The organism is Kitasatospora phosalacinea (genome assembly GCF_000717185.1).
GTDB lineage: Bacteria > Actinomycetota > Actinomycetes > Streptomycetales > Streptomycetaceae > Kitasatospora > Kitasatospora phosalacinea_A.
The window spans coordinates 40,855-65,224 of record NZ_JNYE01000031.1 but is presented as its reverse complement, the minus strand read 5'-3'; the positions used below and the strand labels follow the sequence as shown (position 1 = coordinate 65,224).

The 24,370-nt window shown below is 73.7% G+C and carries 27 protein-coding genes and 1 pseudogene; 9 read left to right on the top strand and 19 right to left on the bottom strand.

Annotation, left to right across the window (positions count from 1 at the left end; all coding sequences use genetic code 11):
* Positions 1 to 389: 389 nt before the first annotated feature.
* The 9 genes from OO57_RS15945 (at position 390) to OO57_RS15905 (ending at position 8,421) form a co-directional block, all read left to right on the top strand.
* Positions 390 to 1,646: an IS110 family transposase gene (locus OO57_RS15945; RefSeq protein ID WP_418909889.1), complete on the top strand. Its 1,257-nt coding sequence runs from the start codon at positions 390 to 392 to the stop codon at positions 1,644 to 1,646.
* A 221-nt stretch (positions 1,647 to 1,867) separates the two neighbouring features.
* Positions 1,868 to 2,350, top strand: coding sequence for a fluoride efflux transporter FluC (locus OO57_RS15940; RefSeq protein ID WP_033253122.1), 483 nt, complete (start codon positions 1,868 to 1,870; stop codon positions 2,348 to 2,350).
* Positions 2,347 to 2,697, top strand: coding sequence for a DUF190 domain-containing protein (locus OO57_RS15935; RefSeq protein ID WP_033253121.1), 351 nt, complete (start codon positions 2,347 to 2,349; stop codon positions 2,695 to 2,697). The genes OO57_RS15940 and OO57_RS15935 overlap by 4 nt, the downstream gene beginning before the upstream one ends.
* On the top strand, positions 2,694 to 3,068 hold the full coding sequence (crcB, locus tag OO57_RS15930) for a fluoride efflux transporter CrcB (protein WP_033253120.1): 375 nt from the start codon (positions 2,694 to 2,696) through the stop codon (positions 3,066 to 3,068). Before OO57_RS15935 ends, crcB begins: the two co-directional genes overlap by 4 nt.
* The gene (locus tag OO57_RS15925) at positions 3,065 to 4,300 is read left to right on the top strand and encodes an MFS transporter (RefSeq protein ID WP_234337358.1); all 1,236 of its coding nucleotides are present in this window, start codon (positions 3,065 to 3,067) and stop codon (positions 4,298 to 4,300) included. The genes crcB and OO57_RS15925 overlap by 4 nt, the downstream gene beginning before the upstream one ends.
* 131 nt (positions 4,301 to 4,431) lie before the next feature.
* On the top strand, positions 4,432 to 5,055 hold the full coding sequence (locus OO57_RS15920) for a phosphatase PAP2 family protein (protein WP_033253118.1): 624 nt from the start codon (positions 4,432 to 4,434) through the stop codon (positions 5,053 to 5,055).
* Positions 5,056 to 5,448: 393 nt separating this feature from the next.
* Positions 5,449 to 6,999: an AAA family ATPase gene (locus OO57_RS15915; protein ID WP_234337357.1), complete on the top strand. Its 1,551-nt coding sequence runs from the start codon at positions 5,449 to 5,451 to the stop codon at positions 6,997 to 6,999.
* Between the two features lie 23 nt (positions 7,000 to 7,022).
* Positions 7,023 to 7,877, top strand: coding sequence for a hypothetical protein (locus tag OO57_RS15910; RefSeq protein ID WP_158715136.1), 855 nt, complete (start codon positions 7,023 to 7,025; stop codon positions 7,875 to 7,877).
* A gap of 175 nt (positions 7,878 to 8,052) precedes the next feature.
* Positions 8,053 to 8,421 carry a hypothetical protein gene (locus tag OO57_RS15905; RefSeq protein ID WP_051777698.1) on the top strand — a complete coding sequence of 123 codons (369 nt, stop codon included), beginning with the start codon at positions 8,053 to 8,055 and terminating at the stop codon, positions 8,419 to 8,421.
* 191 nt (positions 8,422 to 8,612) lie between these two features.
* Here the strand turns inward: OO57_RS15905 and OO57_RS15900 are convergent, their stop codons facing one another.
* The 19 genes and pseudogenes from OO57_RS15900 to OO57_RS42570 form a co-directional block, all read right to left on the bottom strand.
* Positions 8,613 to 8,990 carry a hypothetical protein gene (locus OO57_RS15900; protein WP_033253115.1) on the bottom strand — a complete coding sequence of 126 codons (378 nt, stop codon included), beginning with the start codon at positions 8,988 to 8,990 and terminating at the stop codon, positions 8,613 to 8,615.
* 60 nt (positions 8,991 to 9,050) lie between these two features.
* Positions 9,051 to 9,347: a hypothetical protein gene (locus OO57_RS15895; RefSeq protein ID WP_033253114.1), complete on the bottom strand. Its 297-nt coding sequence runs from the start codon at positions 9,345 to 9,347 to the stop codon at positions 9,051 to 9,053.
* A gap of 503 nt (positions 9,348 to 9,850) precedes the next feature.
* The gene (locus OO57_RS39495) at positions 9,851 to 11,167 is read right to left on the bottom strand and encodes a DUF6884 domain-containing protein (RefSeq protein WP_051777696.1); all 1,317 of its coding nucleotides are present in this window, start codon (positions 11,165 to 11,167) and stop codon (positions 9,851 to 9,853) included.
* Between the two features lie 37 nt (positions 11,168 to 11,204).
* The gene (locus tag OO57_RS46795; RefSeq protein WP_033253113.1) at positions 11,205 to 12,041 is read right to left on the bottom strand and encodes a DUF317 domain-containing protein; all 837 of its coding nucleotides are present in this window, start codon (positions 12,039 to 12,041) and stop codon (positions 11,205 to 11,207) included.
* A gap of 55 nt (positions 12,042 to 12,096) precedes the next feature.
* Positions 12,097 to 13,608: a hypothetical protein gene (locus OO57_RS15880; RefSeq protein WP_033253112.1), complete on the bottom strand. Its 1,512-nt coding sequence runs from the start codon at positions 13,606 to 13,608 to the stop codon at positions 12,097 to 12,099.
* Positions 13,605 to 14,735, bottom strand: a complete 1,131-nt coding sequence (locus tag OO57_RS15875; protein ID WP_033253111.1) for a hypothetical protein — start codon at positions 14,733 to 14,735, stop codon at positions 13,605 to 13,607. Before OO57_RS15875 ends, OO57_RS15880 begins: the two co-directional genes overlap by 4 nt.
* Positions 14,736 to 14,755: 20 nt before the next feature.
* Complete coding sequence (locus OO57_RS15870) at positions 14,756 to 15,430, bottom strand: hypothetical protein (RefSeq protein ID WP_033253110.1); 675 nt, start codon at positions 15,428 to 15,430, stop codon at positions 14,756 to 14,758.
* Between the two features lie 195 nt (positions 15,431 to 15,625).
* On the bottom strand, positions 15,626 to 16,171 hold the full coding sequence (locus tag OO57_RS15865; protein WP_033253109.1) for a hypothetical protein: 546 nt from the start codon (positions 16,169 to 16,171) through the stop codon (positions 15,626 to 15,628).
* Positions 16,168 to 16,848, bottom strand: coding sequence for a hypothetical protein (locus OO57_RS15860; protein WP_033253108.1), 681 nt, complete (start codon positions 16,846 to 16,848; stop codon positions 16,168 to 16,170). The genes OO57_RS15865 and OO57_RS15860 overlap by 4 nt, the downstream gene beginning before the upstream one ends.
* Positions 16,849 to 16,895: 47 nt before the next feature.
* Positions 16,896 to 17,597 (bottom strand): HAD family hydrolase, encoded by a 702-nt coding sequence (locus tag OO57_RS15855; protein ID WP_051777694.1) that lies wholly within the window; start codon positions 17,595 to 17,597, stop codon positions 16,896 to 16,898.
* Positions 17,594 to 18,805: an MFS transporter gene (locus OO57_RS15850; protein WP_033253107.1), complete on the bottom strand. Its 1,212-nt coding sequence runs from the start codon at positions 18,803 to 18,805 to the stop codon at positions 17,594 to 17,596. The genes OO57_RS15855 and OO57_RS15850 overlap by 4 nt, the downstream gene beginning before the upstream one ends.
* Before the next feature lie 40 nt (positions 18,806 to 18,845).
* Positions 18,846 to 19,298, bottom strand: a complete 453-nt coding sequence (locus OO57_RS15845) for a hypothetical protein (RefSeq protein ID WP_033253106.1) — start codon at positions 19,296 to 19,298, stop codon at positions 18,846 to 18,848.
* On the bottom strand, positions 19,295 to 20,149 hold the full coding sequence (locus OO57_RS15840; RefSeq protein WP_033253105.1) for a hypothetical protein: 855 nt from the start codon (positions 20,147 to 20,149) through the stop codon (positions 19,295 to 19,297). Before OO57_RS15840 ends, OO57_RS15845 begins: the two co-directional genes overlap by 4 nt.
* Before the next feature lie 16 nt (positions 20,150 to 20,165).
* Entirely contained in the window at positions 20,166 to 21,056 is an 891-nt protein-coding gene (locus tag OO57_RS46790; RefSeq protein ID WP_106973996.1) for a winged helix-turn-helix transcriptional regulator, read from the bottom strand.
* 101 nt (positions 21,057 to 21,157) lie between these two features.
* On the bottom strand, positions 21,158 to 21,796 hold the full coding sequence (locus OO57_RS15830) for a DUF4913 domain-containing protein (RefSeq protein ID WP_051777692.1): 639 nt from the start codon (positions 21,794 to 21,796) through the stop codon (positions 21,158 to 21,160).
* Between the two features lie 334 nt (positions 21,797 to 22,130).
* Positions 22,131 to 22,508 carry a hypothetical protein gene (locus tag OO57_RS45535; RefSeq protein ID WP_234337360.1) on the bottom strand — a complete coding sequence of 126 codons (378 nt, stop codon included), beginning with the start codon at positions 22,506 to 22,508 and terminating at the stop codon, positions 22,131 to 22,133.
* Between the two features lie 118 nt (positions 22,509 to 22,626).
* Positions 22,627 to 23,154: pseudogene (locus tag OO57_RS45530) on the bottom strand (DNA cytosine methyltransferase); the annotation flags it as partial.
* A complete protein-coding gene (locus OO57_RS39480) occupies positions 23,151 to 23,747 on the bottom strand; it encodes a hypothetical protein (RefSeq protein ID WP_158715135.1) in 597 nt (198 codons plus the stop codon). The gene OO57_RS39480 and the pseudogene OO57_RS45530, both read right to left, overlap by 4 nt.
* On the bottom strand, positions 23,744 to 24,304 hold the full coding sequence (locus OO57_RS42570; protein WP_033253103.1) for a hypothetical protein: 561 nt from the start codon (positions 24,302 to 24,304) through the stop codon (positions 23,744 to 23,746). The genes OO57_RS39480 and OO57_RS42570 overlap by 4 nt, the downstream gene beginning before the upstream one ends.
* Positions 24,305 to 24,370 lie beyond the last annotated feature (66 nt).

Genomic DNA, 24,370 nt, shown 5'->3' with positions numbered 1-24,370 from the left:
GCACCACCCGCTGGAACAACTCCCACAACTCGTCCGGCACCAGACGCTCCACGATCAGCACGCGAGCAGCCTACAAGCCCAAATGAGATGACTTCTTACTCCCCTGTACCCGAGGCCCTGACCTCCAGCAAGAGACCGGCGGGCCCCGGCGTCCGGCACCCGCACGACCGCTGCGCTGCCAGTGATCGAATACCCGTGGTCCGAGCCCTCCTCAGGGCACACCTCTCACTTCTCCGGGACGCCTTCGAGCTCCTTCACAGACCGAGGCCCCTGCGGTCAGCTGGGGTCACGAACGACCAATCGGATGACGGGCCCAGAGCCCTTCCATTAGGGAGTCGCGTGCCTCCGCTCAGGTCTCTGACCAGCAGGGACGACACATCGGACGGAAGATTGGGAGGACGCCCGTGAAGGTGTTCTGCGGGATCGACTGGGCCAGCGACCACCACGACGTCGCCGTGGTCGACAACGACGGCAAGCTCCTCGGCCGGGCCCGGATCGGCGACGACGCGACCGGCCTGCAGCAGCTGCTCGACCTCCTGGCCGAACACGGCGACAGCCCCGACGAGCGGATACCGGTGGCGATCGAGACCTCCCGCGGCCTGCTGGTCGCCTCCCTCCGGGCGACCGGCCGCCCCGTCTACGCCGTCAACCCGATGGCCGCCGCCCGCTACCGCGAGCGCCACAGCGTGGCCAGGAAGAAGTCCGACCACCTCGACGCGATGGTGCTGGCGAACATCCTGCGCACCGACGCCGACGCGCACCGTCAGCTTTCGGCCGACAGCGAGCTCGCCCAGGCCGTCGCCGTCCTGGCCCGTGCCCAGCAGGACGCCGTCTGGGACCGCACCCAGGCCGGCAACAAGCTTCGCTCCCAGCTGCGCAAGTACTTCCCCGGCTACCTCGCCGCCGTCCAGCCGGTCACCGGCGGCCTCAACGCGCCGCTGGCCCGCACCCTGCTGGCCGCCGCACCCACCCCCGACCGCGCCGCCCGCCTCACCCGGGCCCAGCTCAAGGCCGTGCTCAAGCGCGCCGGCCGCCAGCGCGGCATCGACGCCGAGGTCGAGCGCCTGCACGCCGCCCTCCGTCTGCCGCAGATGCGCCAACTCCCTTTGGTCGAGCAGGCGATGGGCCGCCAGGCCCTGGCCCTGCTGGGCAAGTTCGAGGCCGCCTGCGCCGCAGCTGACGACCTCGCCGAAGCCTCCGCCGAACTGTTCGCGCAGCATCCCGACGCGGCGGTCATCACCAGCTTCCCCGGCCTGGGCGCGCTCAGCGGCGCCCGGGTCCTCGCCGAGATCGGCGACGACCGCACCCGCTTCGCCGACGCCAGGGCACTCAAGGCGTACGCCGGATCGGCGCCCGTCACCCGCGCCTCAGGAAAGAGCCGCGCGGTGATGGTCCGCCGGGTCAAGAAGCAGCGCCTGGCCGCGGTCGGCTACGTCTGGGCGTTCGCCTCGCTGAACGCCTCGCCCGGAGCACGGGCCCACTACGACCGCCGCCGCAACGCCGGCGACCGACACACCTCCGCCCAGCGCAACCTCTACAACCGACTCCTCGGCTGCCTCCACTACTGCCTCGCCACCGGCACCCCCTGCAGCGAGAACACCGCATTCCCCACCCCGGCCCGGCTGTCCCTTGCCGTCGCGGCCTGAGACTCCTGCACGGACCCGGCTTCGGCTGGAGCTGGCTGGCGGCACGCCCGCTTCAGCCGAAGGCAGCGTTGCGGGTAGGGTGGGACTTCGCAGCGCCCTTGGGGTGTTGAGCGGCGGTGGGGCCCGCCGTACCCGAACCGCGGCAGTCGCCGCCAACGGTCCCTACTTGTGACGGTCGCACCCGCATGCCCGGGTGCCGCGCGAGTAGGAGACGTGTGCCCGTGGAGCACCCCCAGGCCGAGACCGCGGTCGAGCCCGTCGACCCCGACATCGAACCCGCGCCCGCACCTCCCGCCGGCCCCGGCCGCGGACAGCTGTCGACGCTCGCCGTGATCTCCGCAGGCGGCGTGCTCGGTGCGAGCGCCCGGTACGGGGCCGCACTGATATGGCCCACCGTGCCGGGCCTGTTCCCGTGGACCACGCTGGTGGTGAACGCGGTGGGCTGCGCGGTGATCGGCGTCTTCCTGGTGGTGATCACCGAGGCGTGGGCGGCGCACCGGCTGGTGCGGCCATTCTTCGGCACCGGCGTGCTGGGCGGGTTCACCACGTTCTCCACCTACACGGTGGACATTCAGCGCCTCGTCGAGGGCGGGCACGCCGCGACGGCGCTCGGATACCTGGCCGCGACCCTGGCCGCGGCGATGACGGCGGTGTGGGCAGGCGCGCAGGCAGCCCGCAAAGTGATCGGCTGGAGGACGCGATGACCAGGCTCACGGGCAGGGCGCTGCGGGTGACGGTGTTCGTCGGGGAGGACGACCTGTGGCACCACCGGCCGCTGTACAGCGAGATCGTGCACCGGGCGCACGCCGCCGGCCTGGCGGGGGCGAGCGTGTTCCGCGGTGTGGAGGGCTTCGGTGCGTCCTCGCTCGTGCACACCGCGCGGCTGCTGTCGCTCAGCGACAACCTGCCGGTGGCGGTCGTGATCGTGGACAGCGAGGAGCATGTGCGGGCGTTCCTGCCGCAGCTGGACGAGCTGGTCACCGAGGGGCTGGTGATCCTCGACGACTGCGAGGTCATCCGCTACGTCGGCCGCGACAAGGGGAAGAAGTGAACTGGCTGCTGGTGATCGTCGGCGCGGCCGTGGGCGCGCCGCTGCGCTACCTGACCGACCGGGCGGTGCAGGCCCGCCACGACACGGTCTTCCCGTGGGGCACCTTCGCGGTCAACGTCGCCGGGTCGATGGTGCTGGGGCTGCTGACGGGCGCGGTGGCCGCCGGAGCAATGTCCTCGCACGTGCAACTGCTGGTCGGCACCGGGTTCTGCGGGGCTTTGACCACGTACTCGACGTTCTCCTACGAGACGCTGCGGCTGGCCGAGAGCGGCGCCCGCTTCTACGCGGTGGCGAACGTGGCGGGCAGCGTGGCGGCCGGCCTGGGCGCGGCGTTCACCGGCGGCGCGATCGCGCAGGCACTGTGGACGTGAACCCTGCGAAGTCGGGTGTCCGTGCCGCGGCGGGCGAACGGGCCGTCGGCATGCGGCCGTGGCGGTTCGTCGTCTGGTTCGGGATCGTCAGCCTCCTCGCGGACTTCGTCTACGAGGGTGCCCGCTCCGTCACCGGCCCACTGCTGGCCTCCCTCGGCGCGTCGGCGGCCGTCGTCGGGGTGGTGACCGGGGCCGGGGAGGCGGCGGCGCTCGGGCTGCGGCTGGTCTCCGGGCCGCTGGCGGACCGCACCGGCCGGTTCTGGGCGCTGGCGATCGGCGGCTACGCGCTGACCGTGGTCACCGTGCCGCTGCTCGGCATCGCGGGCACGCTCGGCGCGGCGTGCGCGCTGGTGATCGCGGAGCGGGTCGGCAAGTCGGTGCGCTCCCCGGCCAAGGACACCCTGCTCTCCCACGCCACCGCCGCCACCGGCCGCGGCCGGGGCTTCGCCGTCCACGAGGCCCTCGACCAGGTCAGCGCGATCATCGGCCCCCTGACCGTCGCCGCCGTCCTGGCCGCCACCCACGACTACGGCCCCGCCCTCGGCATCCTCGCCGTCCCCGGCGCGGCCGTCCTCGCCCTGCTGTGGTGGCTGCGCACCCGCGTCCCCGACCCCGCCGCTTACGAGAACACCCCCCACGCCCCCTCGACGGCAGGACCCGCCGAGCAACCGCCGACAGCCGGGCGGGAACCGCTGCCCCGCGCGTTCTGGGTGTACGCGGCGTTCACCGCCGCCACCATGACCGGCTTCGCGACCTTCGGCGTCCTTTCCTTCCACCTGATCCAGCGGCACCTGCTCCCCGCCTCCCTGGTGCCGGTGCTGTACGCGGCGGCCATGCTCACCGACGCCGCCGCGGCCCTCGCCACCGGCTGGGCCTACGACCGCATCGGCCCCCGCGTCCTCGTCGTGCTGCCGCTGCTGGCCGCCGCCACCACCGCGCTGGCGTTCACCGACACCGTGCCCGCAGTCGTGACCGGGGCACTGCTGTGGGGCGCGGCGACCGGCGTCCAGGAATCCACCCTGCGCGCCACCGTCGCCGACCTCGTCCCCACCCCCCGCCGCGCCACCGCCTACGGCCTGTTCGCCGCCGTCGTCGGCGCGGCCACCCTGGCCGGCGGCGCCCTGACCGGAGCCCTGTACAGCGTCTCCGTCCCCGCCCTGATCACCACCGTGATAACCGTCCAGGCCGCCGCCCTGGCCCTCCTCGCCGCCCTGCGCCCGCCCCGCACCTGACCGCACGAACATCCGAGCCGCACCACCCGCCGGGCCCTTTCACGGCCCGGCACGCGGCCGTTCACCCCGAACCCGCACCACAGCCCCTGCCCGTTCACCGGCGGGGCCCGAGCGAAAGACCAGTCCACACGATGACCACCCCCACCCCGGCCGTCCTCGCGCTCGACGGCGCACGCATCGACGGCGGCCTCTACACCGCCGTCACCGACTTCGCCCACCGCACACCGTGGCTGAACACCCCGATGACCGCCTACACCAGCTACGGCATCGGCCTGTTCGCGCTGTTCATGCTGGCCGGCTGGTGGCTGGCCCGCCGCGCCGACCACACGGTGATGGCCGCCGCCCTCGCCATCCCGATCGCAGCCGTCCTCGCCTACCTCCTCAACGACGCCGTCAAGAGCGCCCTCACCGAGCCCCGCCCCTGCCGGGCCCTGCCGCACGACTTCATCCTCGAAGCCTGCCCCCCGCCCAACGACTGGTCACTGCCCTCCAACCACACCACCGTCGCCGCCGCCACAGCCGCCGCCCTCCTCCTGGTCAACCGCCGCCTGGCCGCCCTCACCGCCCTCGCCGCCCTGCTGATGGCCGCCTCCCGCGTCTACGTCGGCGCCCACTACCCCCACGACGTCGCCGCAGCCCTGATCACCGGCAGCCTCACCGGCCTCGCCGCCACCGCCGCCGCCCGCCGCTTCGCGGCCCCGGCCGTCGCACACCTGCGCAGCGGAGCCCTGCGACCGATCCTGCTGGCCGCCTGACCGACCGACGAGGGCCGCGAAACCCCTCAGGGCCCGCTCCGGCCCCCTTCCCGGCCGCGCCCACCTCCGACCGGAAAGCGGGCCCGGCCACACGGGCTCAGCCGTGCCGGGCGAGCTTCACCGCGGAGACGAGCAGCACCACCGCGGCCGAGGTGAACGAACGCCTCGACCACGCCGCCGCGCTGCTCGACATCCACGTCGCCTGACCGCCCCGGCGCGGAGGCCGACTCACTGCGCCGCCTCCGCGCCACCGGCACCAGACCTGCCGCTCACCGCGTGGCATGACCTCAGGCAGAACTTGCACAGTACTTCGGGACGGGCCCCGTAGGATTCGGGCAGCCGCCGAACAAGGCACCGGCGGGCCCAGATCCGAACGGGGGAACCATGCAGTTCATGGTGGTCGACCGGGGACAGGCGTTGGATCTCTCCCACCTGCCCCTGGCCGCCCTCGTGCGGGATGCCTGGAACGACGAGGGCTTTGTCACCATGTTCCACTTGGTGGTCGTCGACACGGCGGAGCGCGTCCACCAGATCGGCACGGTCAAGATCGGCCGCTACGGGCAGGCCGACCGCAGGAACACAAGGACCGACGTCCCAGAACGTTTCGACGCCCTTCCCGACGAGTACTTCTCGTTGGGCCAGGACGACACCTACTACCGGCAGTTGGCCGACCTGGGCGACATGATCCGCATCCAGGTCCTCACCGGGCTCCGGGACATGGCCTTCGACCGGGCGATCTTCGAACACGCCCGCGACGAGAGCGTCACCATCTACTCGCTGCTGCGCTTCGTCAGGGCCAGCACCGTCGAGGAGCAGTTCGCCCGGATCGCCCGCGGCGGTGCACGCGTCCTCGCCTTCGAGGTGGACTACCGTCTGGTACCTGCGAACGGCGACGAGAGCAACGAACTGCACATGACGTTCCGGGCCACGCCCGGCTCCCTTCCACCCACCAACGTCCACGTCATCACCGGGAGCAACGGCGCCGGCAAGTCCGTCCTGCTCAGCCGGATGGCCCGCGCCGCCGGCAACCCACCCGGCGGCCAAGAGACCATCGGCCGCTTCACCGAACACGGCCGGGCACCCCAACGGCAGTCGTTCACCAACCTCGTCAGCGTCAGCTTCAGCGCCTTCGACACCCTCCCGGAAGCCGTCTCCACCCCGGCATTCCCGGTCGACTACGTCGGACTGCGCGCCACCGTCTCCGACGGGGCGACCGTCCGCCGCACCCGCAGTCTGAAGACGCCCGAGCAACTCCTGAAACTCTTCGCCAAAAGTGTCGAGGCGTGCCTGACCGGAGAGCGCAGCGAACGCTGGACGAAGGCCGTCAGAACGCTGATGTATGCCAACAGCGGCCTGCTGGAGGAGGGGTGGCTCGACCGGTTCCGCGCCACCAGTAACGCCGCAAAGCGGAAGTCCGAGGCCAGGCGGGTCTTTCGAAACTTGAGCTCCGGACACAAGGTCGCCCTGCTGACCGTCACCAGGCTGGTCGAGCTCGTGGGCGAGCGCACCCTGGTGATCATCGACGAGCCCGAATCCCACCTGCATCCGCCGCTGCTGTCTGCCCTCGTCCGAGCGATCTCCGACCTGCTCACCGACCTCAACGCCCTGGCGATCATCGCCACCCACTCGCCTGTCGTCCTCCAAGAGGTTCCCGCCCGCTGCGTCTACAAGCTGCGCCGCTTCGGTGACCAGTTGTTCGCCAACCGGCCAGCGCTGGAGACCTTCGGCGAGAACGTCGGCATCCTGACCCAGGAGGTCTTCGGCCTCGAAGTCACCAACACCGGGTTCCATCAGGACATCAAGGACCTGGTGGCCGCCGGGTTCTCGTTCGACCAGATCATGACGGAGTTCGGCGGACAACTCGGCGGCGAGGCGCAGATCATCGCCCGTTCCCTCGTCGCGACCAGGGAGTTCGACGAGTGGCACGGCGAGGAACGCCGGTAATGCTTCCACTGCCCATGCCCCGGTTGGACGCCGCAGAACTCTTCGCCCTCTGCTCCAGCACCGCCAAGACCAAGGCAGACCGAGCGGCCCTGCAGGTCCTGACCCCTGACGTGGTCAACGCTGTGGCCGAGTACGAGAGCGCCGCCGAAACCCAGACGCTGCACACCCTCAAGCACCTGCGGCACAGCCCCGGCGGACCGCCCACGGGCACCCCGCCCAAGACGAAGCACGCCCCGATCAACCGGGCCCTCACCAACGGCTACACCACGCGCATGGTCCCTGAAGGCAGGATCGGCCATAGCGCCTACTTGAAGCTGAGGTCGTCCGCCCCGGACGGCAAGTGCTCGCTCTGCGGGCACATAACTGCCGGCACACTCGACCACCAACTCCCCAAGATGCTGTACCCGTTGCTCGCCGTCGCACCGAGCAACCTCGCCCCCGCGTGCCTTCCCTGCAACACGGCGAAGGGAGACGTGGATCCTGTCGATGCCGAGCAGCAGACGCTGAACCCCTACTTCGACCACGAGGCCGAGGAGTACACCTGGCTCAGGGCGCGGGTCACCGGGCCGCCCTTCACCGCTACCTTCCACGCCCTGCCGCCGCCCGAGATGCCCGACGTGCTGGCCGCTCGCGCCCAGTTCCACTTCAGGAGACTCAAGCTCGCGGACCTCTATGTCTCCCAGGTCGGCGGTGCCGTGCGCGTCGACTGCCAGGAGCTGAAGGACTGGGGCCGCACACCGCCGGAAGTCCGCGACCACTTCGCTCGGAAGGCCGAGCTGTGGTCAAGGTCTGGGGGCCGCAACTGCTGGCAAGCCGCCTTGTACTCCGAGTTGGCCACGAACACCTGGTTCACCACCGAGGACTACCTGCAGGTGTGAGCAGGAACGCCCGAAGGACATCCCAACCCACCAGATGCTGCTCGACCGAGACAATCCCCGGCCTGCAGCACGAACCAAAGTGACGCACCCCACACCAGCAGATTCGGACATTACGGAACTAACTGTCCCCCCGGAGCATTTACCCTCTCGCACCACACCACGCGAGAGGGGCTCCTTGACTACTCCCGACGGCCGCGACCCCCACACCCCCCGATACACCAACTACCGCTTCGGCCAGAGCCCCGAGCCCGCGCCGGAGCCGCCCGCCGTCCTGGCCATCCCCCACCCCGACCCGCTCACCCCGCGCGGCATCCTCATCACCTGCCCGGCCTGCGGTGCCGGACGCGACTGGCTCCTGATCCAGGTCGGCCCCCAGGTCTTCGTCCGCTGCCGCTGCACCATGGAGTGGCTGGAGCACGACCTCGACGCCGAGGAGGCCGACCAGGCGCGCCAGCCCGGCCCCGAGACCGAGTGGGCCAGCATGGAGGAGATGTACCGCGGCCTCGGCTTCGACGGCATCCTCGCCTACTCCTATTTCGGGTAGCTGCCCGCGCGGTTCCCCGCACCAGCAGCAGCTCGCCGACGCTCCGGCGGGCTCGTCCTCGTTCCACCGGCGACCCGTAGGGCGCCACCGCCCCGAAGGCGACCGGCACGACAAACACGTATGGCCCGCACCGCGTTCGCGGTGCGGGCCATACGTGTTTCAGCACTCCCGCCGCTGGTGGGCCGCGCCGGTCAGCGGACCCTGAAGCGGGGGACGCCGTTGACGGTGTCCGCCTGCACGACCTGGCCCTGGCGGACCAGGCGCAGCAGGCTCAGGCCCACCGGGCCGGGTCGGCGGCCGAGGTGGCGGGCCAGGTTGGCGGCGCTGCTGGGCGTGCGGGCCTGGCGGAGGCGGCGCAGGACCTCGGTGTCGGTGAACCGGTCCCAGACGGTGGCGGCGCTCAGGAGGTTGAAGATGGTCAGGCCCATGTTGATCAGGTGCCAGGCGACAGCGGGGTCACGGTCGACGGCGTCGTGAACGGCGAAGGCGGCGAAGGTCACCGCCAGCGCGGCGCTCACGGCGCCCCAGAGCAGAACAGCGGCCTTGCGGGTACGGAGGGACGGCTTCATGGCTTCTCCAGATCGGCGGAGCGAGGGGTCGGACGGGTCGGGGCGGCGGTGTGCCGTCGGCTACTCGGCAGGGCGGCGCTGCGGCGGCACCTGCGCGACGGCGAGGGCCAGCACGGTGTTCTGGAGCCGGTGGAGCTTGATCTGGAGGGTGACCTGCTGAGCGCAGGTCAGGGCGATGGCGGTGCACAGGAGTACGTGGCGCAAGAGCAGGCAGACGGCAGCGGTGGAGGCGGTGGCGACGGTGCCGACGATGGCGATGTAGTGGACCGAGGCGAAGAGGCCGACGAGCGTGGAGTGCGGGGCGGCGGGGGTGGAGGTGATGGGGCGTCCCTTCCTGTCGGGCGGGGGGACGTCCATGTTTGCTCTGGTCAGGCCGCTTCGCGTAGCGGGTGGCGTCTGCCGCGGGCGAACACCGCGCCGAAGTCCCGCGACCACGGTTCCGGGGCGTTCTGCCCGGCACGGGCCGGTTCCACCATGTCCGGGGCCGGGGCGGGCATGCTGGTGCGGTGAACCGTCGAGGACCCCGTAGGAGCCGACGCCGTGCCCGTGCGGCGCAGCTCGGTATCAGCCTGTACGAGCTTGAGCAGGATGCCGTCGGCCGCGGCGGTGCGGAGCCGCCTGCGCCCAGGAGCGGTCCCGAGCGGGCGGCGGAGCCGGTGCGCTGCTGCTCGGCGGAGGTGACTCGCAGGGTGGCGCTGGGCGGGACGGTGATGGTCACCAGCGTCCACGAGCTGGACTGCGGGGTGTGGGGGCCGGGGCGGTGAGCGCAGGGCGGCGCGCGTACCGGGGGGGTGTCGGGGCGCGCCGCCCGTCTTGGGGGTCAACGAGGTCCGCGAGGCCGGGTTACGCCGGGCTGGTGGTCAGCGTGTGCGCAGGGGCCGGCCGGCGGACCCGGGTGCGGCGGCCGGGCGCCCGAGGTCCTCACTCCTCAGGACGGCCTGCTGGGTGCGGACGAAGTCGGCCTGCGCCCACCAGGCGGTGCGCAGTTGGAGGCCGTCGTCGGTGTCGGCGCGGGCGTGCTTGAGCAGTTGCAGCTGCTCGCCCATGCCGCGGGTGCTGGCGAGCGGCATCGCGCGGTGCGGGACCGCGGCGGCGAGGGCGTGCGCGTACTTGCCGCCGCCGAGGAAGATCACGTCGGCGTGCTCCAGGTCGAACGCGTCTGCCTGGTGGCGCAATTGCTCGCCGGTGACGGCGCGCGGGTCGGTGATGCGGAGGTCGTAGGGGGCCAGGAGGCGGTCGGTGGGCACCAACCCGGCCTGGGCGGAGAGGATGTAGACGGTGCCCCAGTGGTCGGTGAGGACCTCGGCGGTGCGGCGCAGGGCCCGGTGGTAGCTGCCGGTGTAGAGGTCTCCGGCCGGCACGGTGCTCGCCCCGGGCGTCGGGGCGGCCTTGCGGGAGCCGCAGGCGACGACGACCGCGCGGCGCCGCGGGGCGCGGGCTCCCTGCTCCAGCGCGTACTGGCGGCCGGCTTCGGTGAGGTGGACGGCGAGTGCGAACTGGTGGTCGCGGGTGATCCGGTGGCCGTCGGGCAGCGGCCGGACCTGGGCCATGCCCCGCTCGATCAGGTAGTCGGCCGTGCGCTGGTGCAGGCGCGCACCGAGGAGGTGCTCGGGCTGGGCCGCGGCGGAGAGGACGGCTGCGTGCGCGACGTCGGGCATCCGGGTGGTGGCGGCACGCACGGGCTGGGGCCCGTCGCGCCGGGGGGACCTGGCCAGGGTGGGCTTCGGCGGGTTCACCGCTTCGCGCCGGTGGGCTTCCAGGACGACGGGGGCGTGTTCGGCCCAGATGGCCATCTCGTGCCAGATCTCGGCCACGACGTCCTCCCGCAGCGGGTGGTCGCCCTCGTGCGGAGAGTCGATCATCCGGTGGAGGGTGCGGTAGGCGCTGGAGAGGTTTTGCACGAGGGCGCGGTGTGCATGGGTGACGTGGGGGATGTTCGGGCGGAGGAGGTCCTTGGTCAGGATCAGGAAGGGGATGCCGTGTTCCAGGACGGCCTGGAAGTGGTGCCAGGCCGTGAGGTCGCGGGCGACGATGCCGCTCTCCCAGCCGTCGGTGTCCGTGATCTGGCCGTCCTCGCCGCAGTAGGAGTCGTTGACCGCGTCCCAGTCCGCCATGGCCTGCTGGATGCCGCGGGCGGCGGTGGAGACCGCTTCGAGGGGGTCGGTGGGCTTGGGCATGGGTTCCGTTCGCAGGGGTCGGTATCGGTGTGCGGCTCTACCGGCCGGCGGTGGGGGCTGGGGTGACGGCGGTAGGGGCGGGCGGCGGGGTGGAGGAGACCGGGGAGGGGGCCGGGGCGGGGGTGTTGCTCCTGCTGCGGGCTGCCTGCGCTGCGGGCGAGAGGCCCTCTTGGCGCTCCTCGGTGAGGGAGCGGACGGTGATGTGCGCACGGCTGTAGGTCAGCTTCCGCACGTAGTCGGCCGGGCGCAGCAGGGGTTCGTCGCTGGCGAGTTCGCGGGCGAACGCGGCCAGGACGCGGGAAGGGGTGCCGGCGGTGAAGTGAGCGTCCCAGTAGCTGTTGGGGCCGTAGGAGGAGACGGTCGCGGCGGGCTTGCCGCGCAGTTCGTGCAGGTAGGAGGGGGTTCCGGCCGCGGCATGGGCGTAACCGTCGGGAGGTCGGAAGCTCACGGATCCGCGTGGGTCGACGTCGTCCCTCCACCCGGCGCGGGCCAACGGGAGCAGGCCGAGGGCGACCAGGCCGCGGACGTAGGGCTCACGCGCGCCGGGCGGGGCCTCCTCCAAGATGGCCTCCGCCTCGGTGATAGCGGCGGCCAGCAGTTCGGTGGGGACGGCCGGTTCGGCGGTGAGGCTCCAGGCGACCTGGGCGCCGCGGTGCTGGGCGCCCCACACCGTCCACTCCGGGTTGGAACCTCGCGGGAGGTGGACGCCGAGCCGGCCGCAGGGCCGAAGGAGCCGGTCGTCGCGGGGCCGCTGCCAGCCGCGGTCGGTGAGGAAGTCGGCGAGGAGGTCGCCGGCGCCCGGCAACGGACCGATGAAGTGGCGGGGGCCGACGGCCACCGCGGAGGACTGGAACCAGTCCTGGCGCTCGATCAAGTCGCGGAAGTCGGTGGACAGGAAGGTCTCCGGTGGTGGCGAGGGACAGGGACGGTCATCGGGTGCGTACGGCGCGGCCTGCCGACAAGTCGGTCGGAGCCGGTGAGCGTTGGGGGTCGGACGGGTCCGTGTGGAGCGGCAGGCCGGCGTGCAGGCTGCGGACGCGCGAGGCGGCTGCGGCCGGGGAGAGGTCCGGGGGGATGGACGCCAGGCGTACGGAGGTGAGGAGTTGCCTCGGGATCCGGTCGCTGTCGCGAGGGAGGGCGGCCGGGTCGGTGAGCTCCGAGATCAGGGCGCGGACGAGGTGCGGCGGGGTGTGGTCGGTCAGGTGGGCGTGCCAGCGTCCCGTGGGGGCGGTGACGTCGAAGTCCGCGCCCCAGCGCAGGGGGCTGGCGAGGGCTTCGGCGGTCGTGGTGCTCGGGTGGTGCGGGGCCCGGCCGTGCGGGATGCTCGCGCTCGCGTAGCCGCCGGGCGCGAGCAGGCGCAGGCAGGTGGCGTCGGAGTACGCGCTCCATCCGGCCGAGGTGAGCGGTTCGACGGCCTCGCCCAGCATCATGTCCGCGTCCCGGACGAAGGTGCCCGCGGTACCGAGGTCGAGGTCGGCGGCCACCGAGTCGGTCAGGAAGTCCTCCAGCCAGGCGTCGGTGATCTCGACGGGCGTGTTCGGGGTGAAGCGTGCCCGCCACGCCGAGTTGATATCGAGGGGGTGCGGGCTCGCGTACACCCGCAGACCGCCCTCCGGGCTTGCCTCCACGCGTGCCCGTCCGCAGGAACTGACCACCTGGCCGGGCTCCGTGGCGTGCCACAGGGCGGACGGGGAGGGCGGCTGCGGCCCTCGGGCCCCAGGGCCGGCCAGGTAGCGGGGGGACACCAGGACGCGGGGCCCCGGCGAAGGCGGGAGCGGTTCGAGGGACATCCGCTCCCGGTGGGCGGCGGGCACCTGGTCCGGCGAGCGCACCGCCGGGCGCAGCAGGGCGGCCGCGGCGCTGTGCAGCAGGAAGCCCGGGGCGTGCGAGCTGAAGGTCACCTTCCACGTGCCGTGGGCGGCGGCGCCGGTGAGCACCGTGGGGGCGCCCTCGTCGTGCAGGGAGCGGGTGAGGGCGGCCAGGCGGTCGGGGGCGAGCAGGACGTCGTGGCCGTCGCGCTGCCCGAGTGCCCACCCGCCCTCCCGCAGGAGCGCGAGGGCGCCGTCCCAGCCGGGTGCCGGGCGGAAGGCTTCCCCGGGAGAGTGTTCCGGCCTGTGTGCGAGGTCGGGCAGGACGGTGGCGGTGACCTCGCCCGGGGTGGCGTCGTCGAAGGCGAACCACCAGGGGTCGCGTGTCCACGTCGGGTTGGAGAAGTCGACTTCCCAACCGGGGGAGTCACCGAGGAGGTCGACGCGTCGGGCCAGCCACGCCATCTGCTGGGGGCAGCGCAGTATCGGGTCGGCGTGGGGGTTGCGGTGCAGCCTCCAGCCGAAGTGGTCGACGAGGTCGGCGATCGTGTCATCGGTGCCGGTGCCGGGGCCGGCGAGGTGCAGCGGTCGGACGAGCAGGTCGGGGTCGATGGGCAGGACGGGTTCCTTCACAGGGTCGGTCGGGTCGGCAGGTGGGCGGCTGGCAGGGCGGAGACGGGCGAAGGCGCTGTGGTAGTGGTGGAGCGGACCACCGCCGGGTGGGTGGCGGAGCGGATGCGCGCGGCGGCGTGCCGGGTGGCGGCCTGCGGGGCGAGGGGGCGGGCGGCGAGGTGGAACGCCTGGCGTTGCCGCTGCTGCGGCCAGGACTCGAACTCCTCCACGCGGTCGGGCAGTGCTGGGTCGAGGAGGGAGTGCACGCGCAGGCCGGCGGCATCCAGCACCGCGGTGAGGGCGACGGCCTCGATGACCGGCGCGAGGTCCGCATCGAGGCCCTCGCGGTCGCAGATGTACTCGCCGCCGCCCGCCAGGACGTCCGTGGCGCCCGTCGGCTCCTCGTCGAAGCGCACTTCGGCGGCGAGCAACAGGGACCGGACGGCCTCGCGCAGCACCTGGGCGTCACGCGGATCGCTGTGCCAGCGGCGGCCGTCGGCCACGTACGCGGGCGCGTCCTCGGACTCCGGGTCGACTTCGTCGGCGGTGCCACCGGCCGTCTCGGCCCCGCTGGGCGTGATCGGGCCGATCTCCCGTGCCAGCAGCGCGCGCAGGGCGCCGCTGTAGCGGGGCAGCAGCCGGGTGCGGACGGCGGAGGCGGCGCGGACGGGATCGGCCCCGACGGTGATGCCCTGCGGGGTCAGGTCCTCGGAATCGGAGGCGGTGCCGAGGGCTTCGGGCAGCAGGGGCGCGACGGCGTACTGGCCGGTGTGCGGGCGCGGGCGCGGCAGGACGAGCAGTGTCCGCAGCCCGCCGTCCGTGACGGTGCCCGCATGCTGGTGGGCGAACGTGGCCAGGATCCAGTCGGCGACGGCGTCGTCCCACAGCTGATCGTGCAGGGCGGAGCGGGCAGTGCCGGTGCTGATGTCGATGGTGCCGACGGACCAGGTGCCGGGCAGACGGGCGGCGAGGTCCCGGGTGAACTGGAGCAGGGTGCGGGTCTGCTCCTCGGGGTTGGTGGTGGAAGCAGGGCCGGTCAGGTAGAGCGGTTGGACGTGGAGGGAGGCGGTGATGGTCGGGGGTTTCCTCTTCGGTCGGTCGTGGCGGGCGAGGATCCGAGCGGGTGGTCGCCGCCGGGGCGGGGGCACGGACGGCGGGCCAGGGGCGGTCAGCGGCTCGGCGGCCGCCCGTTGCCCGACGGCGGGGCGGCGGGCGGCGGAGTGCTGATGACGCGGGCCCAGCCGGCGGCCGCGGAGGAGGTGCCGAGCAGGGCCGCCGCGACGCGGACGCTGGGCGACAGGGCGGCCGGCGGGAGCGGGGAGTCGAGGTCGTCGGTCCACGCCCGGGCGTCCTCGACGCTGGCGAAGTGGCCCTCGCGCAGGGTGTGGGTGTCATCGTCGACTTGGCGGCGGTCGTGGAAGACGCGCACGGGCCGGACGGGGTCGGCGGCCAGGGTGTCGGTGGCGATGACCCAGGTGTCGTACGGCGCGGTGTCGAAGCTGTAGCCGTCATGGATCTCGAAGCGGTGGGCGCCGGAGCCCCGCAGCAGCGCCTCGACGCGCTCGGTCTCCCGGTCGGCCGGAGCGATCGGGCCCCGGCGGGCGAAGGCCGCCGGGTCGGCGCCGCGCCGGACCAGCCAGCCTTCGCCCATGGCGACCAGGGGGTGCCGGGCGTACTCCATCCCGAACGTGCCCGCCCTACGGTCGCGCTGGACCCGGACGGCGACCATCGCGGGCAGGCCCGGCACGTCGTCGTGCATGTGCGCGGTGCTGTAGAGGACGTAGAAGGAGGCGTCGCGGTCGCCGTCGGCGCGGTGCTGCTCGGACATCAAGGCGAGGTCCATGACGCAGAGGTGGACATCGGCCTCGGCGCTGGCGGCGCCGGCCGGGTCAAGGTCCTCGACGCGGAAGTCGAAGATGGTGGAAACGTAGGAGGGGTCGATGGGCGGGGCTCCGGTCGAGTGGGGGACGGCAGGGCGGGAGTCCGGCGGCTCTCGGCGCTCCCCAAGTACGTTTTCTCCTAGTTGTGTTGGTCTGGTTCAACGGGTTGGGGCCACCGTCGTCGCAGTGCCGGGTGGGGAGGGGATGCGAGTTCCGGGCGCGGCGGTGGTGGGCGGGGTGTCGGGGGCGGCCGCGGTGGAGGAGCGGACCTGGGCGGCTTGGGCCCGGGAGTGCTGCTCGGTCCCGGTGGAGCGCTCGACGGCCTGCCGGTAGGTGTGCAGGTCGCAGCCGAGTTGCTCGACGGACAGGGCGTAGCGGGCGGCGAGGGTCTCGATGTCGGCGGCGAGGGTGCGCAGCAGGCCCCAGGGCTGGGCGTCCCGGTGGTCGCCGTCGCGGGTGCGCTCCAGGCGGGTGATCGCGGAGGCGGCGAGGCGGCGCAGCTGGTCGTCGGCGTCGTCGACCCGGTTCGCCTGCCTTCTCACCAGCTGTGCCAGGGTCCGAAGTTCCCCGGGCTCGGGGTGTCGGTCCGGCATGTCGTAGGTGTCCAGGCCGAGGCGCTCCATGACGATCAGCCGCCCGGCGAAGGCCGGGGCGCCGTCGACCGTGCGGGCGGGTGCCGGGCCTCGGGCCGGGCCGGCGTTCACCGCGTTCTCCGGGTAGCGGAGGTGGCCGGTGCGGTGCTGCGCAGCCCCGCGACGGCGGCAGCGGCCGTCGCGGCGGCCAGGATCCGCCGGTCGGCGGCGGTGGGCCGGACCGTCTGCCCCACGAACAGGCTGGTGCTGGTGTCGCGTTCGACCAGCTTGCGCCGGAACAGGGCGTCGAGGGCCTTGCGGTCGACCGTCAGCCCGGCGGCCATGACCCGCATCGGCCTCTGGGTTCCGCTGTCGGACATGGCGACCTGGCCGGTGGCCACCGCCTCCAGCGCCTCCCGTTGGGGAGCGGTGAGCTTCTCCTCCTGCGCGGGTGCGGCGGGTCGCTGCTCGGCCTGCGGTTGGGCGGCGGCGAGGACCTGGTGGAGGCCGGTGGCGCGCTCCAGCGCCTGGAAGAGTTCGGTGCGGCGCACGACCAGGAAGTCCAGGCTCTGGGCGCTGCTGCCGAGGACGCCGTGGGACTGCGGCAGGTCGGCGTCGTCGCCGTCGATCACCCGGAGCATGTCGCGGCGGATGCTGGTGGCCACGGTCACCAGGGTGTACTGGACGATGTCCAGGCGCCGGGCGAGGTGGGCGACGTCGGCGGCGGAGCGGCCGAGCGGGGTGTCCTCGTCCTCCCTCGATCCGGGGATCGCCTGCAGGTCGGGCACGTCGAGGATCTGCAGGACCATCTCGGTTCCGATCTTCGTCGACCGGGGAGCGGGCGGCACGGGCCGGGTCACCGCCCCGTCCCCTGGCGGGTGTTCAGGAGGGCGATGCCCCTCTCGGCGGCTTCGCGCAGGGTGCCGGCGAGGGGGGTGCCGGCGGCGGCCAGGCGCTCGGCGCTGTGCAGGCCGCCGGTGTGCAGGACGGCTACGGCGCCGACCTCCTGGGCGGCGACGGCGTCGTCGAGGCTGTCGCCGATCACCAGGGCGCGGCCCGGCTCGACGCCGAGGGCGGCCAGGTGGGCGGCCAGGGCCGGGGCCTTGGAGTGCGCCGGTTCGCCGGTTCGGCCGTCGATCCGCTCCAGCAGGCCGCCGATTCCGGTCGTCGCGACCTCGGTCAGCAGGCGCTCGTGCGGGGCCAGGGAGAGCAGGCTCTGGCGGTGGCCGGCGGCCCGCAGGCCCAGCATGAGCTGGCGGACGCCGGAGCGAAGGCGCACCGGCCGCCGGTGGAGGACGTCGAGGAACTCGGCGTTGCTGCGGCTCCACTCCTCGTCGGTGATCGTCCGGCCGACGAGCGCGTCGTAGAAGCCGCGGATCGGGACGGCGTGCAGCGCCCGGTAGGTGGCGGTGTCGATCCGGGGGCCGCCGATGCGGGGCAGCGTCGCATTGAGGGCCGCGACGTGGTCGTCGAGGTCGTCGCGCATTGTCCCGTTCCAGTCCCACACGAGATGGATCGGGGAGGTCGGGCCGATGTTGTTGGTGGTGCGGTGGGTCAAGCGGGCTTCTCCGTAGGGGTGGTGGGGGTGAGGAGGTCGCGGCGGGCGGCGAGGAGGGCGGCGGTGAACGCGGCCGCCAGCGGGGGCAGGGCGGCGAGCGCGGTGGTGCCGAGGCCGGCGAGGTGTCCGGCGGCGGCCGATCCGGCGGCCTGGCCGACGCCGATCACGGCGATCAGCCAGGCGGCGGCCTCGGTGGCGGTGCCGGGCGGGGCGAGCCGGTCGGTGACCAGGAAGGCGTTGGTGATCAGCGGGGTGAGGTAGAGGCCGGCGAAGCAGGCGGCGGCCAGTGCGTTGGGCGGGGCGGTGGTGAACACCAGCGGCATGAGGCAGGCGGCGAAGCAGGCGGCGGCGCGCAGGAGTCGGCGGGTGACGGGGGTCCGCTGCGGGGAGCGGGCGGCCAGCAGGCCGCCGATCATGCTGCCGGTGGACAGGGCGGCCGGGAGCAGTCCGGCGAGCCAGCCGCTGCGGTGTGCCTCGCCGAGGGCGAGGGCGAGGACGTTGAAGGTTCCGAGGGCCGCTCCGAAGAAGAACAGGGCGGTGAGCAGCAGTCGCAGCCCGGGTGGGCGCAGGGGGCCGTTCCAGTGCCCGCTGCGGCAGGTGGGGGTCGTCAGGCGGGCGGGTGGGCGGGTGGCCACCGTCAGGGAGCCTGCGGCTCCGACGACGGCGCAGGCTGCCAGAGCCGTTGCGGGGGAGGCGAGTTGGCCCAGTGCGGTGGCGGCCAGGGGGCCAGCGACGAACACGCCGGCCTGGGTGGTGCTGTCGAGGGTGAACGCGGCGTGCAGGTCGGCGGGGGCGACGAGGCGCGGCCACATCGCGCGCAGTCCGGCCTCCAGCGGCGGGGTTGCTGCGCCGGCGAGGGCGGACAGGAGGCAGGCGGTGAGCGGGTGGGCTGTGCAGCCCAGGACGGCGAGGAGGGCGAACGCGGCGGTGGAGACGGCGGCTGCGCCCACGACGACGGGGGCCAGGCGGGTGCGGTCGACGACCCGGCCGAGCAGGGGTTGGCCGATCGCGCCGGCCAGTGCGTAGAGGGCGGCGAGGGCGGCGCCCAGGGACAGCGGGCCGTGCTCGGCGCGGACGGCGAGCAGCAGGGCGACGGGGGCCATCGCCGTCGGCAGGCGGCCGGTGAGGGTGCCGGTGAGCAGGGGGATGACGTGCTCGGCGGCGAGGACGGTGCGCAGGGCGGGCGAGTGCGGGGTGGGGGTGGTCACGGGCTCCGGAGGTGGCGGTTCGGGTGGGGGCGGTGCGCGCTCACGGCGAGGTGGCGCGCAGTTGGGCGGCGGCGGCGCCGAGGTGGGCGGAGGCGCTGGTGAGCAGGGTCGCGGCCTGGGCGCGGCTGGTGCGCAGGAGGCCGGCGGCTTCGGCGGCGGCGGGTTCGATGGCGAAGTGGTGCAGGGTGTCGACCATCGCGGCGTTTGCGGCCAGCAGGCCGGACAGGGCGGAGGTGATACTGGACAGGGGGCGCAGGTGTGCCAGGGCGGGGGTGTCGGTGAGGTCGACGAGGGCGGCGGCGGTCGCGGTGGCGGTGGCCAGGTGGACGAGGGTGGCCAGCAGGTGGCGGCTGAGCAGGCGGGTGCCGTCGGGGGCGCAGGTCGGCAGGCCGAGGGCGTGGGCGAGGGCCTGGATCTGCTCGCTCTCCTCCACCAGGTCGGCGACCAGGTCGCTCGCGGCGCTGTCGGGCGGGGAGAGGGTCGGGGGCGTCAACGGGTCCTCCGGGCGGAGTCGGCGCCCAGCGGTGCGGGCGTGCTGAGGATCGGTGCCCCGGGGGCCGCCGCGCGGGCGGCGGCCGAAGGAGACGGGGCGGTGGCCGCGGCGGCGCGGGGGTGGGCGGGGGTGATGTCGAGGTCCTGGAGCAGGTTGACGGGGACTTCGCGCAGTCGGCGGCGGGCCGGGGCGGGGCTGGCCAGAGCGGCCAGGACGGCCTCGGTGAGCTGGGCGGGGCAGGCCGCGCCGCGCAGTTCGGCGTACCAGGGGTGGCTGTGGGGGCTTCCGGCGATGATCCGCAAGGACGGCTGCCCGGTGTCCTCGTCGGGGCCCCAGCGCAGTTCGGCCAGCGAGTCCGGGGCGATCGCCTCGACCGCGCCCGCCCGGCGGTGCGCGCCGCTCCAGCCGACCTCGGCCAGGCCGGCCAACGCGGCCTGCGGGTCGGCGTCGGCCGATCCGTTCTCGGCGTGGTCGACGAGCGCGGCCACCGCGTGCGCGAGGACCTCGTCGGGCACCCGGGCGCTGAAGAGGGCCTGCCAGCCGGGGCCGCTGGCGACGAGGGCGTCCTGCGAGCGCTCGCTGCTGTAGCCGGCGACGAGCGCGACGCTCTGGCTCCGCGGGTGGCGGAACTCGCGGTCGAAGGGTTCGTTGGTCGAGGCCGACTCCCACCGTGCGGTACGCAGGGTGCGCACCGCGGAGGCGGTGGATTGGACGGTGGGCGGGGCGAGGTAGGCGGGGCGGACGTCGACGAGGGCGTCGGCGAGCCGGGCGGGCAGGTCGGAGTCCGACTGCCCCATGCGGCGCAGCGTCGGCTTCGCCTTGGCGGCGGGGGCGGCGGGGATGGCTTCCATGGTGTGTGTCCTCCCGTCAGCGCCGGTGCGCGGCAGCGGGGTTGGCCACCAGCGGGGCCGTCTGCGGGGCGGGCTTGTCGCTGAAGCTGAGCGCGGTGGTGGTCGAGCGGATGGTGGCGGCGCCCGCGCGGGTGGCGGCCAGGGCTGCGGGCGAGGGGGCGGCGACGGCGGGCGCGCTGACGGGCGACGGGACGGCGGCGCGGGCGGCCTGCCGCGGCTCGGACGCCGGGGCCTTGGCGCTCTGCGGGGCGGGGACGTGGCGCTCGGCCCACCGGGCGAGGACGTCCAGCGGCTCCAGCAGCTCCCGGCCGGCCTCGGTGAGGTCGTACATGTAGGCGCGGCGCTCGCCGGTGCGCACGACCAGGCCCGCTTCTCGCAGCTTGGCCAGGCGCTGGTAGAGGGTGGCGGGGGACGGACCGTCGGCGGGCAGGACCAGGTCCTGGATTTCCGACGGGTACACCGGCTCGCCCTCGGAGGCGATCGCCCACAGCGTGGCGACCGTGTAGCGGCGGTCGAGGGAGGCCAGCGCCTGGGCAGTGTAGGCGCCGGGGCCGGTGCCGGTGGTCGGGCGGTCCTGGTGGGCGGAGGCCCAGCGGGCGACGGGCACCTGGACCTGCAGGGCCTCGCGCCCGGCCTCGGTCAGGGCAACCGCGCCGTCCCGGCCGGAGCCGGAGCGCGCCACGAGACCGTCCTCCTCCATCGCCGTCAGCCGGGCGCCCAGGGCGGAGCCCATCCACGGCATCGCCTCGGAGAAAGTGCGATTCAGCAGCTTGCCACCGTTGCGGTCCAGAGTCCGCAGGATCGAGATGCTGTTCGCCGCTCCCAGCGCGGCGATGGCCTGCTGCACTCGGGGGGCCAGGGAGAAGTCGCGCACGACGGGGGAGGTCACGGGGGTGGGCACAGACATGGTGGTGGAATCCTTCGCGGAGCCGGGGAGGGGAGGGCGCCGGGCGGCGGGAGGTGCGCGCGGCGGTGGGCGGGCGGCGGGTCGGGGGCCGCCGGGCCGGGTCAGACGCTGGCGCGGGGCTGCCCGGCGACGGGCAGCGAGGAGAGGTCGGTGTGCGGCGGGACCGGTAGCAGCCGGTGGTGCGGGTGGTCGGGGTTGGTGGTGCACGCGCCGAACGGGCCGTCCGGGGAGCGGAGTTTGAGCAGCAGCGGCTCCAGGTGGTCGCGCTGCCACACCGAGGGACCGGTGGCGCCCGAGCGGGAGTCGGTCAGCTCCTGCCAGGCCAGCCAGCAGTGGTGGATGCGGGCGAGGGCCTCGTCGTGCTCGGGCCACCGGGTGCACCACGGCCGGCCGGAGGCGATCTCCGCCCCGTAGGCGGACAGCAGGATGTGGTCCACCCACGGGGTCATCGTGCGCACTTCGTCGGCGAGGGCGTCGTCGTCGAAGGCGAGGATGGTCAGCGACACGCTCTCCGGACCGCCGTCGGCGCCGTCGGCGTCCTCGAAGCCGGAACCGAGGTCCAGCCCCAGGTCCAGGAAGTCGTCGTCGCCGTCGTCGTAGTCCTGGGCGAGGCGGTCGGCCACGATCGCCAGCGAGTCGCGCTCCGCCTGGAGTGCGGCCAGGGTCGCGCGCCACTCGGCGAGCGTCTCCGCGGTGACCTGGCCGCGCTCCGGCGGATCGTCGGGGGAAGAGGTGGACAAGGCGTGCTCCGTGGTTTCGGGGAGGCGGGGTGATGTCCACGACTCTGCCCCACACCCCCGCTCCTTGATTGGGAGATATCCCATGGGTTATGGGGGCCGAAATCTCCCTGTCAAGGAATTCGGTGATTCCCGCACAGAGGAATTCCTGGGGTCAGCAACTCCACTGCCATAGCTGCCTGTTGGGGGACGACGCCGTTGCCGAGCGCGGTCAGCTGGGCCGACCGGGAAAGCCCTGTGATCTGCGTCACCCAGCCTTTTTCGAGGCCCATGACCCACTCCACGAATACCGGGTCCAGGCGTCCTCGCGCATCCACCGGTCCGGGTGCGGGGCGGGTCACGCGCTCCCATCGGGCGATGGCGGCGGCGTACTCGCCCCAGCGGGCCCCTCCCCCGGCTTCGGGGCCCACATCGGCAGCACCACCTGCGACAGCGGCGGCCGGACCCCCTCCCCGCCGCGGCGTCCCGGCGTCCCGGTGTCGCCGGCCCTCGGTGCCGACAGCATCTTCGCCGCGGCGCTCGACATCGTCAGGTCGCCCCGAGAGCCGCGCTGGTTCGGGCCACCCTTCGTCCCGTCGCTCGCGCGCGGCGTCGGCAGCAGGTGCTCTACCAGGTCCGAGAGGTTCGGGCCGTGCCCGCCCGCCTTGCGCAGGTCCGGATGCTGCGATCCCCCGATCGTGCCCAAGTTGGAGGTGGGGGTGAGCAGCAGCACCACATGCCCCAGGCTCTCCCGGCGCATGTCCGGGCCCTTGAAGTCCCTGGCCCTCGGCGTCGGCAGGCCAGGCGGTGAGGAAGACGCGCTCGCGGCGATGGGGGGCTCCGACGGCGCTGGCGGGTAGCACCTGCCAGCGCGCATCGTACCCGCGCAGGGCCAGGTCTCCGAGAACGGCACCGAGTGCCCGCAGAGGATATTCATCTCCGCCTTCTCCCAGACACCACGGGCAGAATTCCACGTCGCCATCGGCTGCCGGGGAATGGGCGGAGGTGGACAGGAGACCCCGGACATTTTCGATAACCACCAAGCAGGGTCGGAGAGTTGATATGGCGCGGGCGATGGTGTGCCACAGCCCGGAACGGGTGCCCTCGGCCAGGCCGCGCCGGGTACCGGCCACGGAGACGTCGGTGCACGGGAAGCCGGCGGCCAGCACGCACACCGGCTCGACGGTGCGGAAGTCGACCGCCTCGATGTCGCCCAGGTTCGGGACGCCCGGCCAGTGGGCCTTAAGGATCGCGGCGGCGGCCGGGGCGGGGTCGGCGTGCCAGGCGACGCCGCCGCCCAGGACGGCCTGGATACCCAGGTCCAGGCCGCCGTAGCCGGAGCACAGCGAGCCGATCCGCACTCCCGGCGGGTGGGCGCTCATCGGGACCGCCTTGCGGTGGCCGCCGACGGCACGCTGCCCGCCGACGGGGCCTGGGACGGCTTCGCCCGGGCACGGGCAGCGCTGGCGGCCTTCGCCCCGGCCGGACGGGAGTTGAGGGCTCGCAGCACCTCCGGCTCGGGGCCCGACAGGTGCTCGGCGACGCTGCGCAGCGCGCTGTCGGCTTCCTCCAGGGCCGTACGGGCGCCAGCAAGGACGGTGCGGAAGAGGGCCATCTCCTCGGCGGTGACGCCCTGCCCGCGGCCTTCGACCTGGACGGCGGCGACCAGGGCCGGAGCGGCGGACAGGGACGCGCGGGCAACCAGCACCGCGGCCCAGACGTATCCGGTGGTGGCGCGGTCGTGGGCCAGGACCGTGACCGGATCGCCCTGCGCGCCCCGCGAGACCGAGACCTCGTCGAGGAGTTCCTGGTACAGGGTCGCGAGGTCGGCGAGGAAGTCCCGGACCATGACGGCCGACGGCATCTCGCGCAGGCGCGCGAGCCTGCCGAGCCGGTGGGCATGGTCGCCCACCTGTCGTGCGGTGCGGACCAGGAAGTCGGCCTGGAAGTCGGGGGCGAAGTACACCGCGCTCATCGGGACCGCCCCGGGGCCGCGCTCTGCCCTGCCGGGGCGGCTGCCTGCGGCGCCGCGCCCGCCGACAGGATCCTCGGGGGCTTGGCCCTGGCGCGGGCCGCGCTGGCGGCCTTCGCACCGGCCGGGCGGGAGTTGAGGGTGCGCAGCACATCCCGTTCGGGGCCCGACAGGTTGCGCGCGACGCGCCAGGTGGCGCTGGCGGCTTCCTCGATGACGGTGTGGGCCTCGCTCAGCGCGGCGCGGAAGAGGGCCAGTTCCTCTGCGGTGGCGCCCCGCCCGCGGCCCTCGACCTGGACGGCGGCAACCAGGGCCGGTGCGGCGAATAGGTGCGCGCGGGCGGTCAGCACCGCGGCCCAGGCGTAGGCGACGCTGGCCCGCTGGTGGGCGACGGCGTCGACGGAGTCCCGGTCGGTGCCGGGCTGGGGCGCTTCGGCCTCGCCGAGGAGGTGGTCGTGGAGCTGGACGAAGCCGTACAGGTGGTCACTGACGGTGCTGGACGGGGGGATGGCGGGGAGCTGGGCCAGCTGCGCGAGCTTCTTGCCGTGGTCGCGCAGCATGAGGGCGGTGGTGGCCAGGATGTCGGCCTGGACGTGGAGGGGGAGGTACAGGAGGGGCTCCGGGGC